Below are 14,915 nucleotides of genomic sequence, written 5' to 3'. Positions count from 1 at the left end.
CGTACGTTCACGTCGGAGCGGCCGCGTCGGAACACCGCGGCGAGGATGCGACCTGGGGTGATCAGGACTCGCCGCGGCGACGAAGGAGGTCCCGCCGCTCACGCTGCATGCGGTTCAGGCTATCACCGGGGCACGACGCCGCCAGGCGGCGGGGTGTGGCACTCGACGCACGCGCGGATCACCCGGAGCATCTCGTCGAGATCGTCGGTGACGGTGAGCAGGTCGAGGTCGTGCGGAGAGATCGTGCCCGCGTCGACCAGGGTCGTGCGCAGCCACTCGGCGACGGGGCCCCAGAACGCGGTGCCGACGAGGATCACGGGGAAGTCGTGCAGCTTGTCGGTCTGGATGAGGGTGAGCGCCTCGAACAGCTCGTCGAGAGTGCCGAAGCCGCCCGGGAGGGCGACGAACGCGCACGAGTACCGCACGAACACGGTCTTGCGCACGAAGAAGTGCTCGAACGGCACGACGGTGTCGGCGTAGGGGTTGGGCTCCTCCTCCCGCGGCAGCTCGATGGCGAGGCCGATCGAGCGTCCTCCGACGGATGCGGCGCCGCGGTTGGCCGCCTGCATCAGACCGGGCCCTCCCCCGGTGATGACCGGGTACCCGGCCTCGGCGATGCGCCGCCCCACCTCGACGCCCAGCGCGTACCACGGGTGGTCGGGCGCGATGCGCGCGGAGCCGAACACGGAGACCCCGGACCGCAGCCCGTTGAGCGTGGCGAAGGCGTGCTCGAACTCGTGCTCGACACTGTCGACCCACTCGCGGCTCTCGTCGGCCGAGGTGCGGCCGGCGAGGAACTGCTCCTCGGTCGGGTGCGGGATCACGGCCGGTCGCCGGTCTCCTGCTCGGCCGCACCGTCGGTGGCTGAGGTGGCGGTGGGTGCCGTAGCACCGGCGGCCACCGTCGCCGTCGTCTCGTCGTCGTCGGCGACCGGCGCGGTGAGCGCGGTCGGCACGTAGCGGTGCTCGATGCGCAGCTTGACGAGGCTCGCGACGACGGCCACGGTCATCGCGGCCACGATGACGAGCAGCGAGGTCACCGTATCGATGACCGGCACCCACTCGATGTACTCGCCGCCGTTGATGAAGGGCAGCTCGTTCTCGTGCATGGCGTGGAAGATCAGCTTCACGCCGATGAAGGCGAGGATGAACGCGATGCCGTACTTGAGGTACTCGAGCTTGTCGACGAGGTGGCCGAGCAGGAAATACAGCTGACGCAGGCCCATGAGGGCGAAGACGTTCGCGGTGAAGACGATGAACGGACTCTGCGTGATGCCGAAGATCGCCGGGATCGAGTCGAGGGCGAAGATCAGGTCGGTGGTGCCGATCGCGATGAGCACGATGAGCAGCGGAGTGAAGACCCGCGTGCCGTCGACGGTGGTGCGCAGCTTCATGCCGTTGTACTCGTCGGTGATCGCGATGCGCCGCCGCAGGAAGCGGATGAGGGCGTTCTCGCGCTCCTCGTCGTCCTCCCGACCGCTGAAGGCCTGCTGACCGGCGGTGATGAGGAGGAAGAGCCCGAAGATGTAGAAGATCCAGGAGAAGTTCTCGATGAGAGCGGCCCCGAGCAGGATGAAGATGCCGCGGAAGATCAGCGCCAGGATGATGCCGATCATCAGCACCTCCTGCTGCATCTTCTTGGGCACCGCGAACTGGGCCATGATGATGACGAAGACGAAGAGGTTGTCGATCGAGAGGCTGTACTCGGTCAGCCAGCCGGCGAGGAACTCACCGCCCGCCTGCGCCCCGACGATGGTGTACATGAGGCCGGCGAAGATGAGGGCGAGCGTCACGTAGAACGCGACCCAGAGTCCCGACTCCTTCGGGCTCGGCACGTGCGGACGACGCACGACCAGGAGCAGGTCGGCGATGAGGATGATGGTGAGGACGACCAGGGAGCCGATCTCGAACCAGGCGGGGATGACGAAGTCGCTCACGGAAGCCTTTCAGGAGGATGCCCGGCGAGTCTACCCTCGCGCCGCCCGACCCCCGTCGGAGAGCTAGTCCTTCTCGATGGTGAGCGTCCAGGTCACGTCGCCCTGCTCGCCCTCCAGCTCGATCACCGTGGTGTCGCGGAAGTAGGGGCCGGTGAGGGTGGCGACCCCGGTCTCGAAGGCGATGCCGATGGCGATCACGCCGTCCTCGACCTTCCAGACGTCGCTGTCGTCGTCGAACTCGTCGCCGTTGAAGGTCAGGGCGACCCCGCCGCCGCTCTGGAACTCGAAGCCCCACTCGTCGCCGTCGCTGTCGGTGCCCGACCAGCTGGTGCCGACGAGCTCCTCACCGGTCGACGGGTTGAGCACCTCGGCGACCTGCGCGCAGCCCGTGGTGCCGACCAGCAGCGTCAGGACGAGAGCGGCGGTGGTCAGGATGCGCAACCGGGTCATGCCCCCAGCGTAGTGGCGGCCGAAACCATGTCGTCGCGGCGGGAACGGCGACGTAACGGCGGGAATAGCGACCTATCAGCACAGACGAGGAAAGCCCCCGCGAGTGCGAGGGCTTCTCGTGCTGCCGTGCTCCAGTGTGGAGCGCTGGTGACCCCAGCGGGATTCGAACCCGCGTTACCGCCGTGAGAGGGCGGCGTACTAGGCCGCTATACGATGGGGCCGCGTTGGCAACCACACGAGTATGCCACAGCCGACACACGCCGACAAAACCGGCCGACGAGGGCGCGCACCGCCTCAGGCGACGACGCGCAGACCGCCCGCATCCATGCTGATGTCGACCGGCAGCGGGGCGATCCGCTCGCCGTCCGCGTAGGCGACGACGCCGTCGGCCTCGACCCGCACCGCGGCCGCGCGGTGCACGACGACGCGCGGGTCGGTCACGTGGGTGCCGGCGAACACGCGCGGGTAGATGCGCAGGAACGCGAGGCGGCCGAGCGGTCGCACGAGCACCACGTCGAAGAGGCCGTCGTCGAGCTGCGCGTCGGGGGCGACCTTCATGCCGCCGCCGAACGAGAGGTTGTTGGCGACGGCGACGAGCAGGGCCTTCTCGTGATGCACGACCCCGTCGAGGGTCAGCGTGTAGTCGATCGGGCGCAGCGTGGCGAGCTCGATGAGCAGCGCGATCGTGTACCGGCTGCGCCCGCGCGGGCGCGTCATGCGGTTGGCGCGCTCGTTGACAAGCGCGTCGAACCCCGCCGAGAGGATGCACGCGAAGCGCGAGCGACCGCGACCGCCGCGCCCGACCTCGACCGAGTCGGCGGGCACGTCGAGGAGGTCGAATCCGATCGACCCGGCGTCGATGACCCGGGGCGGCCGGTCGAGCGCGGCGACGAGGTGGGCGATCGCCGCCTCGGTGTCGCCGACGGGGATGCCCAGCCCGCGCGCCATGTCGTTGCCGGTGCCGCTCGGCACAAGGCCGAGGGGCACGCGGGACCCCTCGAGCGCGAGCACACCGAGGTTGACCATGCCGTCGCCGCCGACCACGACGAGCGCGTCGGGCTTCGTGCGCACGGCCTCGCGGGCGGCCTCGAGCAACTGCAGGAAGTCGGGCTCGATGAGGCTCGTCACGTCGTGGCCGAGGGCCCGGAGCGTGGTGACGACGGCCGGGCCGACCTCGCGTCCGCGACCGAAGGAGGCATGGGGGTTGATGGCCACGACGATGCGCTTCGACGACGATGTCATGCGCTGATTATCGCGCCCCGGAGGGTCGCGAGCGTGCGGGTCAGCTGCCGCGGTTCTGCTGCAGCTCGTAGACGGCCATGAGCTCGGCCATCGCCTTCTCGCGCTCGTCGCCGCCGGCCTCGAACATGTCGCTGACGTGGGTGCGCAGGTGGTTCTCGACGAGCAGCTTGTTGAGGCTGCGGAGGCTCTTCTGCACGGCGAGCGACTGGGTGATGATGTCGACGCAGTACTCGTCGTTCTCGATCATCTTCTCGATGCCGCGCAGCTGGCCCTGCAGGATGCGCGAGCGGTGCAGCGCGCGCTTCTTGATGTCGTCGATCATGCGGCCATAATACCCCCGGGGGGTATTCAGGTCAAGGATGCTCGCGCCGATCCTCCAGGGACCGCTGAGTACAGTGTGCCCATGATCGTCACCAAGCGCGAGCACGCCTGCCTCGTCATCGAGCACGAGGGCAGCGCCCTGGTCGTCGACCCCGGCAGCTTCACCGCCCCGTTCGCGGTCGAGAACCTGGCCGCCATCGTGGTCACGCACGAACATGGCGACCATGTCACCCCCGAGCACCTCGATCGCCTGCTCGCCGATCAGACCGTGCCGCTGTTCGCGCCGGCCGGGGTCGCCGCCGCCCACCCGAGCTACCCGTGGCAGGTCGTCGAGGCGGGCGACCGGCGCACCGCCGGGCCGTTCACCCTCGATTTCTCGGGCGGGCAGCACGCCGTCATCCACCGCACGATCCCGGTCATCGACAACGTCGGCGTCATGGTCAACGGCGCGCTGTACTACCCGGGCGACTCGTTCACCGTCCCCCCGCGCACCGCCGAGGAGGGCCCCGTGCCCGTGCTCGCGGTGCCGGCCAGCGCGCCCTGGCTGAAGGTCGCGGAGGTCATGGACTACGTCGAGGCCGTCGCGCCCCTGCGCACGTTCCCGACGCACGAGCGCGTGAACTCCGATGCGGGCAACGCGATGGCGAACGCGCGCATCCGCCTGGTGACGGAGCAGCACGGCGGGGAGTTCGTGCCCCTCGTCGCGGGCGACACGCTCACGATCGACTAGCCGGCCGCGAGCAGCGCGCGGCCGCGCCGCGCTCCCGCGGCGAGCACCGCGAGCGTGGCGGCCGCAGCGGCCGCGGCGATGGCGGCACCGAGCGACAGAGTGAGGGCATCCGGCGCCACGATCGACTGACCGCGCAGGGCCTGCATGGTCACGAGTCCGACAACGGCGAGATACGCGCCGGCGCCGGTCAGCACGAGCCCGCGCCGCACGAGCGCATCGCGCAGCGGCATGATGCCCCGGCGAGCGCCCCACTCGAGCAGCAGCGCGAGCAGCGGCAGAGCCTGCAGAGCGTGCATGCCGATGAAGTGCGGGATGCGCAGGTCGCCGCCGAGGGTGCTCCAGCCGAGCAGGGGCAGGCCCGGCCCGCCATCGGCGACGCCGACCGCATGGGCGCCCGCGATGCCCTGGAAGTCGTTGAGCTGCTCGGCGGTCGGCCCGGTCATGAGGAAGGCGAGTCCCATGCCGAGCAGCGAGATCGCGACGCCCGTGCGGATCGCCGCCTGCCGCGCCGGATCGGCGCCGGGGTTGCGCCACAGGGCGACGCCGGCGACGAAGGTCGCGACCCACAGCGTCGTGATGGCCGCGGCCATGATCGACCAGAGCGTGGTCGACAGCGGGGTGGAGACGTTGAAGTGGCTGGTGATGCCCGCCACGGAAGCGCCGACGATGACGACGAGCTCGATCGCGAGGGTCACGGCGATGACCGTGCCGGCCCACCAGGCGGCGCGCTGCCAGCGCGTGAAATGACCGATGATCCAGGCCCAGGTGATGGCGTAGATCGTTCCCGAGATCGCGAATTTGAGCGGCTTCTCCCACAGATTCACGCCGAGGAGCTCGCGGTCGTCGACGAGGCGGCCGACGAGCGTCACGACCGTGAGCACCGCCAGCAGGATGCCCAGCGCGAGCAGCGGTCGGTGCCAGCGGCTCGGCGGCAGGTCGAGGCGCCAGTCGGCGGGGGCCGCGGTGGTGGGCGCGGTGGCAGGCGTGGTGGTCATCAGCAGTCCTCGGTCGTGGTGGCGGCGGGCGCGGACGCGCCCTCGGGGAGCGGGAAGCGGCGGAACGACTCCGCCTCTTGAGCGATGCGGCGCAGGCCGGCGAAGAGGGCGTCCCCGAGCACGATCCCGGCGGCGACGGTGCGGGTCATCTCGGCGGGCTCACCGACCGCGCCGACGGCCGCGAGGTCGGCGGCGGCGACGAGGTCGGCGGCCTGCGCATAGCCCTCGAGCACGGTGTCGGGGATGTGGTCGAGCCCGAGCGCGGCATAGGTGTCGAGCACGCGCGCCGCGAGCGGCAGGCCCGGATTACTGGGGTACACGCGCCAGCCGCGGCTCTCGCACAGGGCGGCGATGCGGGTCTGGCCGGTGGTCGGCGCGGGCTCCGCATCCGCCGCGGTGCCGTCGCTGTCGCCGAGCGCCGCGGGGATGCTCACCGCGCGCTGCGCGATGCCGAACACGCTCGACAGCGGGAGGTCGGCGTCGAGCGCAGCGACGACCCGCGCGGCCTGCGCGACGCTGAGCCCGCCGACCTCGAGCAGCGCGCGCACGAGGCGCACACGCTCGATGTGGCTGGCGTCGTACTGCGCCTGGTTGGGGCTCGTGCGCTCACCGGCGTGCAGCAGCTGCTCGCGCAGGTAGAACTTGAGCGTGGGCACGGCGACCCCGGTCGCGGTGCTGAGCTCGGACATCCTCATGAACAGATAGTAACACTATCGATAGTTCCACTGTCTATTCCTGTTCGGGGCTCCGCTGGCATCATCGAGGCGTGCGCCGCATCGTCATCGCCCCCGACTCGTTCAAGGGCTCGATCGCGGCGCGGGAGGCGGCACGCGCGATCGCCGACGGCTGGCAGCGCATCCGTCCCGATGACGCCCTGCTGCTCGTGCCGCAGGCCGACGGGGGCGAGGGCACCCTCGACGCGATCGCCGCCGCGCGGCCCGACGCGCGCTGGAGGACCGCCGAGGTCGCCGGGCCGACCGGCGAGCCCCACACGGCCCGCTGGCTGCTGCTGCCCGGCGGGCAGGCCGTGGTCGAGGTCGCCGAGAGCTGCGGCATCACCCTGCTGCCGCGCGACGCATCCGGCAACCCGCGGCTCGCGGCTCTCACCGCCTCGACGCGCGGGCTCGGCGAGACCCTCGTCGCGGCGCTCGACGCGGGCGCGGAGGGGGTGACGATCGCGCTCGGCAGCTCGGCCTCCACCGACGGCGGGCTCGGCGCGCTCGCCGCGCTCGGCCTGCAGCTGCGGGATGCCGCCGGTGCGACGCTGCCCGACGGCGGCGGCGCGCTCGGCGCACTCGCGGCGATCGACGACACGGGGCTGCGCGCCGCTCCCCCGCGGGGTGTGACGCTGCTCACCGACACGACCGCGCGGCTCACCGGGCTGGAGGGCGCGGCCGTGGTGTTCGGACCGCAGAAGGGTGCCGGCCCGGCCGACGTCGCCCTGCTCGACGCCGGCCTCGCCCGGGCCGCGACGCTGGCTGGCGGCAGCGAGCACGTGCGGCCGGGCGCGGGCGCGGCGGGCGGCACCGCCTGGGGGTTCCTGCGCTACTGGGGCGCGAGCATCCGTTCGGGGGCGGAGACGGTGGCCGCGATCACCGGGCTCGATCAGGCGCTCGAGGGCGCCGACCTCGTCATCACCGGCGAGGGCCGCTTCGACGCGACGAGTCTCCGCGGCAAGGTCGTCGGCTCGGCCATCGAGCGGGCCGGGGCTGCCGGGGTCGACGTCGCCATCGTCGCGGGGCAGGCCGACCCCGCCGCCGCCGCCGAGCGCCGGGTGATCACGCTGACCGCGCTCGCCGGGTCGTCGGAGGCGGCGATCGCCGACCCGACGGTGTGGCTGCGGGATGCGGGCGCCGAGCTCGCCCGCGCGCTCGAGCCCTGAAGCTCGGACGGGCCCTGACGCGCAGGCGGGCCCTGACGCGCAGGCGGGCCCTGGCGCGCTGGCGAGCTCTGACGCGCAGGCGATCGTGCCCGCGCTCGCGCGTCAGCCGCGCGCGTCCAGCGCGTCCATGTAGCGCATGACGATGCCCTCGCGCAGCGCCCAGGGCGACACGGTGAGGGTCGAGACCTCGAAAACCTTCATCGCCGTGCGCAGCACGATCGCGCCGGCGAGGATCTGGTAGCCGCGCTCGGGGGTGATGCCCGGCAGGTACTGCCGCACCTCCGAAGGCATCTCGCGCAGCGTCGGCTCCCACTCGCGCAGTCCCGTGTAGTGGATCGGCGCGAGCTGCCCGGTGACGGGATCGGCGGGCCCGCCCACCAGTCGGGCGAGCGAGCGGATCGTCTTCGACGTGCCGACGACGCGCGTCGGGGTGGGGCGATCGGCGAACAGCCGCTCGCGCACGGCCGTGAACTCGGCACGGGCGTGCGCGCGCAGTGCGGAGACCGCCTCGCGGGCAGGCGGGTCGTCGCGCAGGTAGGTGATGGTCGTGCGTCCGGCGCCGAGCGGCAGCGAGACCTGCACGTCGGGGTACTCGTCGGCCCCCTGGGCGATCTCGAACGAGCCGCCGCCGATGTCGAAGAGCAGGATCTCCCCCGCCGACCAGCCGAACCAGCGGCGCACGGCGAGCATGGTGATCCGGGCCTCATCGTCTCCGGTCAGTACCTGCAGCTCGATGCCCGCGTCAGCGGCGATGCGGGCGAGCACCTGCTCGCCGTTCGCCGCCTCGCGGATCGCCGAGGTGGCCGTGCCGATGAGATCGTCGACCCCGATCGCGGCGACCGCCTCGACCGCCTCGCGGATGGCGTCGACGAGCAGCCGCTGCCCCTCCTCGGTGATCGCGCCCTCGGCATCGAGGTAGCGCATGAGCCGCAAGGTCGACCGCTGCGAGTGGAACGGCACCGGGCTGGCGCCGGGATGCGCGTCAACGATCAAGAGATGGACGGTGTTCGAGCCGACGTCGATGACTCCGAGGCGCATGGCTCGAGGGTACGCGGACGCACGGGCACCCGCGTACGCGACGAGTCGCCGCCGAGAGGAGATCAGAGCTGGGGTGCCTGGACTCGAACCAAGAACAACTGAACCAGAATCAGCCGTGTTGCCAATTACACCACACCCCATCAGCGGCGCATCCGGAGACCGGATCTCGCGCTGACACGGCCCGTGACCGGGCCGAGTAGCGAGTTTACCCTAAGCCCGGAGTCACGATGTACGACACCGTGCAGACGCCCGCGCCGAAGCAGGTGATCTCGGCCATGATGCCCATGCCCGCACTCGTGCCGCGGTCGGACCGCACCGTGACGGGGGTTCCCGCATTGCGCGCCTCGCTGATCGCCTCCGCCAGCCGGGCCGAGGCGGGCGGGGTGAAGCCGTAGTCGGCCGAGCGCTCCGCGACGAGGAGGTAGGTCTGCCGGAAGTCGCGGCCCCCGCGCTCCTCGATGCGCAGCGACACGAGGCGGCCGTCGCGGGTCGAGAGCGTGAAGCCCGGGGTGACGAAGAGCGCCCCGTTGGCCTGGTCCTCCGAGGCGATGAGCACCAGCCGGTAGTCGAGCAGCGTGCGATGCGGGCCGACGGTCAGATCGCCGCTCGCGGGCAGCCCCAGCGGGGCGGCCGCGATGGGCGGGTCGCTGAGGTCGATGCGCGGGGTGCGGGCGTCCTCGATGTACGCCAGACCCTCCTCGGTGAAGACGGACCAGTTGAGGTCGGTGACCTGATCGGTGGCGGCCGGGCCGGGGTCGGCGGTGAGACGCGGCACGGCGACCACACCGAAGATCGCGACCCCCAGGATGATCACGCCGAGGATCATCGCGGGGAGCCAGCGCACCCACTCGGGTCGGTGCGGATGTCGATCGCTCACGCGACTAGCGTAGAGGGGTGCCTCCCGCGAGCCCCCGACCCCGTGCACGGGCGCGCACGATCGCCGTCGCCGCAGGCCTCGCTCTCGTCCTGCTCGTCACCGCGGTGCTGCTCGCGCGCTGGTGGCGCGGCACGGAGGCCGGCATCGCCTTCCTCGCCGACCACCCCGGCACCGTCGCCCCCCTCCCGGGCACGCCCGAGGGATTCCCCGCCTGGCTCAGCTGGACGCACTTCCTCAACGGCTTCTTCCTGCTCTTCATCGTCAGCTCGGCCCTGCACCTGCGCGCCAAAGCCCGCCCGCCCGCGTTCGTGACGCGGCGCGCGACCGCACTGTGGCGCCTCAACCCGGCCCGCCCTCCGAAGCGCCTCGGCCTGCACACGTGGTGGCATCTCGTGGTCGTCACGCTGTGGGTCGCCACCGGGGTCGTCTACCTCGTGCTGCTCGTCGTCAGCGGGCACTGGGCGCGCCTCCTGCCCACCGAGTGGGCGGCGGTGCCGAACGCGGTCTCCGCGGGCATCCAGTACCTCTCCCTCGACTGGCCCGAGCACGACAGCTGGATCACCTACAACGCCCTGCAGGAGATCGTCTACAGCGCCACCGTGCTGATCGCCGCGCCGCTCGCCCTCGCCACCGGGCTGCGCCTCTCCCCCGTCTGGCCCGAGCGGTGGATGCGCGAGCGCGGGCCGCTCAGTGACACCTGGGCCCGTCGCACCCACGCACTGGTGCTCTGGTACTACCTGGCGTTCACGGCCGTGCACGTCGGGCTCGTGCTGCTGACCGGCGCGCGCACGAACCTCAACGCGATGTACGTCGGCGTCGAGGACGCCGAGAGCTGGGTGGGCGCGATCGTGTTCGGAGCATCCGTCGTCGTCATGGCCGTGGCGTGGGTGCTGCTGCGCCCTCCCGCGCAGACGGCGATCGCCGAGCGCGTCGCCGACGTGCGGCGCGTCCCTGCGCCTCCCGCGCGCTAGAGGGCGGCGCGCAGGGCCCGCAGCCGAGCGAGCGTCGAGTCGCGGCCGAGCAGCTCCATCGACTCGAACAGCGGCGGGCTGACCCGGCGGCCCGACACCGCGACCCGCAGCGGGCCGAAAGCGGTGCGGGGCTTCAGGCCGAGCCCGTCGATGAGGGCCGCACGCAGGGCCTCCTCGATGGCGGCGGGCGTGAAGTCGGCGAGCGCCTCGAGCGCGGCGACCCCGGCGTCGAGCACGGCGGCCGCGTCGGCGTCGAGCGACGCGCGAGCATCCGCCTCGATCTCGAGGTCGTCGTCGGCGGTGAACAGGAAGCCGACCATGCCGGGCACCTCGCCGAGCAGGTTCACCCGCTCCTGCACGAGCGGCGCGACGGCCGCCAGCAGGGCCCGCTCGCTGGGGCGGGGCACGTCGTTGAACAGGCCGGCACCCGAGCAGTACGGGATGCTGCGCTCGACGAACTCGTCGAGCGGCAGCCGCCGCACGTGGTCGCCGTTGATGGCCTCGGCCTTCTTCACGTCGAACCGCGCGGGGTTGGGGTTGACGTTCGCGACGTCGAACGCGGCAGTCATCTCGCTCATGCTGAAGACGTCGCGATCGGGCGCGAGCGACCAGCCCAGCAGCGAGAGGTAGTTGAGCAGCCCCTCGGGGATGAACCCGCGGTCGCGGTGGTGGAACAGGTTCGACTCGGGGTCGCGCTTGCTGAGCTTCTTGTTGCCCTCGCCCATGACGTAGGGCAGGTGCCCGAACTGCGGAATGTGGGTGGCCACGCCGATCTCGATGAGCGCATGGTAGAGCGCGATCTGCCGGGGCGTCGACGACAGTAGGTCCTCCCCGCGCAGCACGTGCGTGATGCCCATGAGGGCGTCATCGACCGGGTTGACGAAGGTGTACAGCGGCTGGCCGTTGGGCCGAACGACGACGAAGTCGACGAAGCTGCCGGCCGGGAAGGTGATCTCGCCGCGCACCAGGTCGGTGAAGCTGAGGTCGCTGTCGGGCACACGGAGGCGGAGCGCGGGCTCGCGGCCCTCCGCACGGTAGGCAGCCCTCTGCTCGTCGGTGAGCTCGCGCTCCCAGTTGTCGTAGCCCTGCTTCGGGTCGCGGCCGAGCTCGAGGTTCTTCGCCTCGATCTCCTCTGGGGTGAGGAAGCTCTCGTAGAGGTGCCCGCTGGCGCGCAGGCGCTCGATGATGTCGGCGTAGATCGGCCCACGCTGCGACTGGCGGTAGGGCGGGTGCGGGCCGCCGGTCTCGACGCCCTCGTCCCACGTGATGCCGAGCCAGCGCAGCGCGTCGAGCAGTTGGTGGTAGCTCTCCTCGCTGTCGCGCGCCTGATCGGTGTCCTCGATGCGGAAGACCATGGTGCCGCCGGTGTGCCTGGCGTACGCCCAGTTGAACAGGGCGGTGCGGATCAGCCCGACGTGCGGGGTACCGGTCGGCGAGGGGCAGAACCGCACGCGCACGTCGGCGCCGGTCGCGGTCGAGAAAGCGGGGCTCGTCACAACGTTCGAGTCTAGGCGGTGCCCGTCGGCAGGGAGCCGCGAGCGAGGTTCTGCCGCACCGGATGTCCCCCCACGGTCGGCCTGCCCCTCGTGCGGCTCCGCCGGGTCGGCTCTTACGTCTCGGTCGGGATGCGCACCGTCAGGACGCTCGACAGCAGCCCGGCCCAGCTCCCGTTCCGCGCCTGCACACGAACGTTGTACGTTACTCCCGCAGTGGTGTTCGTGAAGGTGTGGGACAGGTTCGTGCTCACCCCATCCGACACGGTGGACCATGTCGACGATGTCGATCGCTTGATCTGGATGACGTAGTCGGTGACCGGACCGGAGCCAGAGTTCGCCGGAGCCGCCCAGGACACCGTCAACGAGGTCCCGTCATTGACGGGTGCGGCCAATGCCGTCGGCGCTGTCGGGGCACCCGCCTTCACCGTCAACACGGTCGACAATGCCCCCGCGCCGGCGGCGTTCACGGCTCGCACCCGGACGTCGTACGTCACTCCGGGTGTGGTTCTCGTGAACGTGTGCGACGGATTCGTGCTGACGCCGTCCGACACCGTGGTCCACGTCGTCGATGTCGAGCGCTTGATCTGAATCGTGTAGTCCGTCACCGGACCCGCGCCGACATTCGTCGGGGGATTCCACGCGACGGTCAACCGAGAGCCCTCGTTCGTCGGAACAACCATCGACGTCGGCGCCGCCGGGGCTCCCGCCCTGACGGTCAGCACGCTCGAGTACGCGCCCGCTCCGTAGATGTTCTTCGCGCGAACGCGGATGTTGTAGACCACGCCGGTCGTTGGTCTCGTGAACGTGTGCGACGGAGTCAGGCTGACACCGTCTGCCACCGTCGTCCACGTGGTCGACGTCGAGCGCTTGATCTGCACCACGTAGTCGACAAGTGCCCCCGCCCCGCTGTTCGACGGAGCCTCCCACGTCACGGTCAGGCTCGACCCATCATTGACCGGTGCGGACACCGCTCGCGGCGCCGAAGGCGCCCAGTTGAAGGGAACGTTGTAGCGAGCGAAATTCTGCGTGAAGTAGTACCGACCTCGGGAGTCTGTCGCGACCCCGATGCCGATATCGGTAGCGGACGACAACATGTTGGCGCGGTGCCCGGGGGAAGCCGCCCATGCCGTCACGACCGACCCGGGACTGTATCCGGCCGCGACGTTCTCAGCCGCATACGTCCAGCCCGACGGGTAGAGACTCGTGAAGTTCGGCCGGTGCGACATGGTCGAGACTCGCGCCTGCTGCGTCGACCAGTCTTGCGCGATCGAGTGGAGCGCGCTGTTGAGCCGCAGCGGCGGCAGACCGTTTCTCGCCCGCAGCTCGTTCGTCTGCTGGAGGATGAGCAAGCGCTCGGCCTCGACGTCGCCGCTCGTCGCCAGGAGCGTGGTCGGGGCCACCGCGCTGGATGCGGCCGACCCGGCTAGGGACGGCACGAGGCCGTCAGCGGTAGCCGCCGCGGCGCTCAGAGGTGTCAGCGCCAAGGCGGCACCCAGCACGACGGCAAGACCACGGTCGATCTTCACGGTTCCCCCGAACCCCCCATGTTGTGCCCTGTCCACAATCCCATCGATGGTGATCGGTGCTGAGGAGGGCACTTTCAGTGTAGGTGGGCCGCGCGCTGCTGTCTCTGCCTAATTTCCCGAGGGTTTCCGGGCGGCGGGGACGTGGCGTCAGCGGCGCGGAGTGATCGCCGCGGCGACGGCGACAAGGGCGACCAGCGCGAGCGTCACGAACGACAGCCCGCCGTACCCCAGCGCCGCCAGCACCACTCCTGCCAGGGCTCCGCCGACGGCACCCGCGGCGCTCATCACCAGGTCACTGCGACCCTGGACGATCGGGCGGCGTTCGGGCGCTGCGGAGTCGGTGAGCAGAGCCGAGCCTGCGACGGTGGAGGCGCTCCAGCCCAGGCCGAGGAAGATGAGCCCGGCGACCACCCAGCCCTCGCTCTCGGCGCCGAGGCCGGTCATGAGGAGGCTCGCCGCGAGCATTCCCTGCCCGATCAGGATCGTCGGGCGCCGGCCGAGGCGGTCGGCGAGGATGCCGAAGACGGGCGACAGGGCGTACATGCCGGCGATGTGCAGGCTGATCGTGAACCCGACGATGACGAGGCTCGCGCCGTGCGCGGTCAGGTGCACGGGCGTCATCGCCATGACCGACACCATCGTGGCGTGGCTGAGCGCGATCGAGAGCACCGCCAGACGGATGCTCGGCTGGTGCTCGACCGCGGCGACGACCGCCTCCGCTCCCCCGCCGCGCTCCTCCTGCAGGCGCTGCTCGGCGCGCCAGGCCTCGGCCAGCCGCAGCGGGTCGGGACGCAGCCCCACGAGGTAGAGCGCGGCCGCGAGCGACTGCGCGACGACCGTGAACAGGAAGGGCCCGCTGAGGTCGGGCAGGCCGAGCGCGGCGCCGAGGCTCTCGCCGGGCCCGATGAGGTTCGGACCGGAGACCGCCCCGACCGTCGTCGCCCAGACGACGAGCGAGAGGTCGCGCCCGCGGGTCGCGGGCGCCGCGAGGTCGGCGGCGGCGAAACGCGACTGCAGGTTCACCGCGGTCCCCGATCCGATGAGCAGGATGCCCAGGAGCAGCAGCGGGAAGCTCGCCAGCGCCGCCGCGAGCATCGCGACGACGGCGCCGGCGGCGGCGGCGAGCGCGCCGGTGGCGAGCGCGGGGGCCCGCCCCGCCCGGCGCGCGAGCCGCGCGAGCGGGATCGCCGCGAGCGCGGCGCCCAGCGTCACCGAGGTAGCCGCCATGCCGCTGAACGCCGGTGAACCCGAGATCTCGGCCGCGAGGATCGCCCCGATGGAGAGGGTCGCTCCCATGCCGAGGCCGGCGAGCACCTGACCCGCCATCAGCACACCGCGGGTCCGGCGCTGCACGGCGGCCACCGCCTCCGCGGTCAGCGGAGCGATCGCGGCGTCGGCGCCCGGCGGACGAACGGGGGCGGCGGGGGTGGAGCTCATGGCTCCATCATCCA

The 14,915-nt window shown here is 71.4% G+C and carries 15 protein-coding genes and 2 tRNA genes; 3 read left to right on the top strand and 14 right to left on the bottom strand.

What is annotated here, in order from left to right:
• Positions 1–122: 122 nt before the first annotated feature.
• The 6 genes from BJ959_RS10980 to BJ959_RS10955 all read right to left on the bottom strand — a co-directional run bounded on the left by BJ959_RS10980 (position 123) and on the right by BJ959_RS10955 (position 3,950).
• The gene (locus tag BJ959_RS10980) at positions 123–824 is read right to left on the bottom strand and encodes a TIGR00730 family Rossman fold protein (protein ID WP_153981875.1); all 702 of its coding nucleotides are present in this window, start codon (positions 822–824) and stop codon (positions 123–125) included.
• On the bottom strand, positions 821–1,936 hold the full coding sequence (locus tag BJ959_RS10975; protein ID WP_153981874.1) for a TerC/Alx family metal homeostasis membrane protein: 1,116 nt from the start codon (positions 1,934–1,936) through the stop codon (positions 821–823). Before BJ959_RS10975 ends, BJ959_RS10980 begins: the two co-directional genes overlap by 4 nt.
• A 63-nt stretch (positions 1,937–1,999) precedes the next feature.
• Complete coding sequence (locus BJ959_RS10970) at positions 2,000–2,386, bottom strand: hypothetical protein (protein WP_153981873.1); 387 nt, start codon at positions 2,384–2,386, stop codon at positions 2,000–2,002.
• A 145-nt stretch (positions 2,387–2,531) separates the two neighbouring features.
• Positions 2,532–2,607 (bottom strand) — tRNA-Glu (locus BJ959_RS10965).
• A 73-nt stretch (positions 2,608–2,680) separates the two neighbouring features.
• Positions 2,681–3,628 (bottom strand): diacylglycerol/lipid kinase family protein, encoded by a 948-nt coding sequence (locus tag BJ959_RS10960; RefSeq protein ID WP_153981872.1) that lies wholly within the window; start codon positions 3,626–3,628, stop codon positions 2,681–2,683.
• 40 nt (positions 3,629–3,668) lie between these two features.
• A complete protein-coding gene (locus BJ959_RS10955; protein WP_153981871.1) occupies positions 3,669–3,950 on the bottom strand; it encodes a metal-sensitive transcriptional regulator in 282 nt (93 codons plus the stop codon).
• A gap of 81 nt (positions 3,951–4,031) precedes the next feature.
• Between BJ959_RS10955 and BJ959_RS10950 the strand changes: the two genes are divergently transcribed.
• Entirely contained in the window at positions 4,032–4,679 is a 648-nt protein-coding gene (locus BJ959_RS10950; RefSeq protein WP_153981870.1) for an MBL fold metallo-hydrolase, read from the top strand.
• Here BJ959_RS10950 and BJ959_RS10945 read toward each other — a convergent pair.
• The gene (locus tag BJ959_RS10945; RefSeq protein WP_207949076.1) at positions 4,676–5,674 is read right to left on the bottom strand and encodes a hypothetical protein; all 999 of its coding nucleotides are present in this window, start codon (positions 5,672–5,674) and stop codon (positions 4,676–4,678) included. The genes BJ959_RS10950 and BJ959_RS10945 overlap by 4 nt on opposite strands.
• Entirely contained in the window at positions 5,674–6,369 is a 696-nt protein-coding gene (locus tag BJ959_RS10940; protein ID WP_153981869.1) for a MerR family transcriptional regulator, read from the bottom strand. The genes BJ959_RS10945 and BJ959_RS10940 overlap by 1 nt, the downstream gene beginning before the upstream one ends.
• Positions 6,370–6,440: 71 nt before the next feature.
• On the opposite strand from BJ959_RS10940, the gene BJ959_RS10935 reads away from it, so the two are divergent.
• Positions 6,441–7,556 carry a glycerate kinase gene (locus BJ959_RS10935; protein ID WP_153981868.1) on the top strand — a complete coding sequence of 372 codons (1,116 nt, stop codon included), beginning with the start codon at positions 6,441–6,443 and terminating at the stop codon, positions 7,554–7,556.
• Between the two features lie 102 nt (positions 7,557–7,658).
• Here the strand turns inward: BJ959_RS10935 and BJ959_RS10930 are convergent, their stop codons facing one another.
• The 3 genes from BJ959_RS10930 to BJ959_RS10920 all read right to left on the bottom strand — a co-directional run bounded on the left by BJ959_RS10930 (position 7,659) and on the right by BJ959_RS10920 (position 9,471).
• Complete coding sequence (locus BJ959_RS10930) at positions 7,659–8,594, bottom strand: Ppx/GppA phosphatase family protein (RefSeq protein ID WP_153981867.1); 936 nt, start codon at positions 8,592–8,594, stop codon at positions 7,659–7,661.
• A 68-nt stretch (positions 8,595–8,662) separates the two neighbouring features.
• Positions 8,663–8,734, bottom strand: a tRNA-Gln gene (locus BJ959_RS10925).
• A 65-nt stretch (positions 8,735–8,799) separates the two neighbouring features.
• Positions 8,800–9,471, bottom strand: coding sequence for a hypothetical protein (locus tag BJ959_RS10920; protein ID WP_153981866.1), 672 nt, complete (start codon positions 9,469–9,471; stop codon positions 8,800–8,802).
• Between the two features lie 17 nt (positions 9,472–9,488).
• On the opposite strand from BJ959_RS10920, the gene BJ959_RS10915 reads away from it, so the two are divergent.
• Positions 9,489–10,442: a cytochrome b/b6 domain-containing protein gene (locus BJ959_RS10915; RefSeq protein ID WP_153981865.1), complete on the top strand. Its 954-nt coding sequence runs from the start codon at positions 9,489–9,491 to the stop codon at positions 10,440–10,442.
• Here BJ959_RS10915 and gltX read toward each other — a convergent pair.
• The 3 genes from gltX to BJ959_RS10900 form a co-directional block, all read right to left on the bottom strand.
• Positions 10,439–11,938 carry a glutamate--tRNA ligase gene (gene gltX / locus BJ959_RS10910; protein WP_165878973.1) on the bottom strand — a complete coding sequence of 500 codons (1,500 nt, stop codon included), beginning with the start codon at positions 11,936–11,938 and terminating at the stop codon, positions 10,439–10,441. The genes BJ959_RS10915 and gltX overlap by 4 nt on opposite strands.
• A 113-nt stretch (positions 11,939–12,051) precedes the next feature.
• A complete protein-coding gene (locus tag BJ959_RS10905; protein WP_153981863.1) occupies positions 12,052–13,464 on the bottom strand; it encodes a fibronectin type III domain-containing protein in 1,413 nt (470 codons plus the stop codon).
• 147 nt (positions 13,465–13,611) lie between these two features.
• The gene (locus BJ959_RS10900) at positions 13,612–14,901 is read right to left on the bottom strand and encodes an MFS transporter (protein WP_153981862.1); all 1,290 of its coding nucleotides are present in this window, start codon (positions 14,899–14,901) and stop codon (positions 13,612–13,614) included.
• Positions 14,902–14,915 lie beyond the last annotated feature (14 nt).

It is taken from the genome of Microcella frigidaquae (genome assembly GCF_014200395.1).
Classification (GTDB): domain Bacteria; phylum Actinomycetota; class Actinomycetes; order Actinomycetales; family Microbacteriaceae; genus Microcella; species Microcella frigidaquae.
The sequence above is the reverse complement of the archived record's forward strand: the minus strand, read 5'-3'. Positions and strand labels throughout refer to the sequence as shown.

What these genes read in the sequence shown, in the direction of transcription:
- BJ959_RS10900 (WP_153981862.1), bottom strand. Translation starts at nt 14,901, where the DNA reads ATGAGCTCCACCCCCGCCGCCCCCGTTCGTCCGCCGGGCGCCGACGCC.
- BJ959_RS10970 (WP_153981873.1), bottom strand. Translation starts at nt 2,386, where the DNA reads ATGACCCGGTTGCGCATCCTGACCACCGCCGCTCTCGTCCTGACGCTG.
- BJ959_RS10950 (WP_153981870.1), top strand. Translation starts at nt 4,032, where the DNA reads ATGATCGTCACCAAGCGCGAGCACGCCTGCCTCGTCATCGAGCACGAG.
- BJ959_RS10945 (WP_207949076.1), bottom strand. Translation starts at nt 5,674, where the DNA reads ATGACCACCACGCCTGCCACCGCGCCCACCACCGCGGCCCCCGCCGAC.
- BJ959_RS10955 (WP_153981871.1), bottom strand. Translation starts at nt 3,950, where the DNA reads ATGATCGACGACATCAAGAAGCGCGCGCTGCACCGCTCGCGCATCCTG.
- BJ959_RS10940 (WP_153981869.1), bottom strand. Translation starts at nt 6,369, where the DNA reads ATGAGGATGTCCGAGCTCAGCACCGCGACCGGGGTCGCCGTGCCCACG.
- BJ959_RS10960 (WP_153981872.1), bottom strand. Translation starts at nt 3,628, where the DNA reads ATGACATCGTCGTCGAAGCGCATCGTCGTGGCCATCAACCCCCATGCC.
- BJ959_RS10930 (WP_153981867.1), bottom strand. Translation starts at nt 8,594, where the DNA reads ATGCGCCTCGGAGTCATCGACGTCGGCTCGAACACCGTCCATCTCTTG.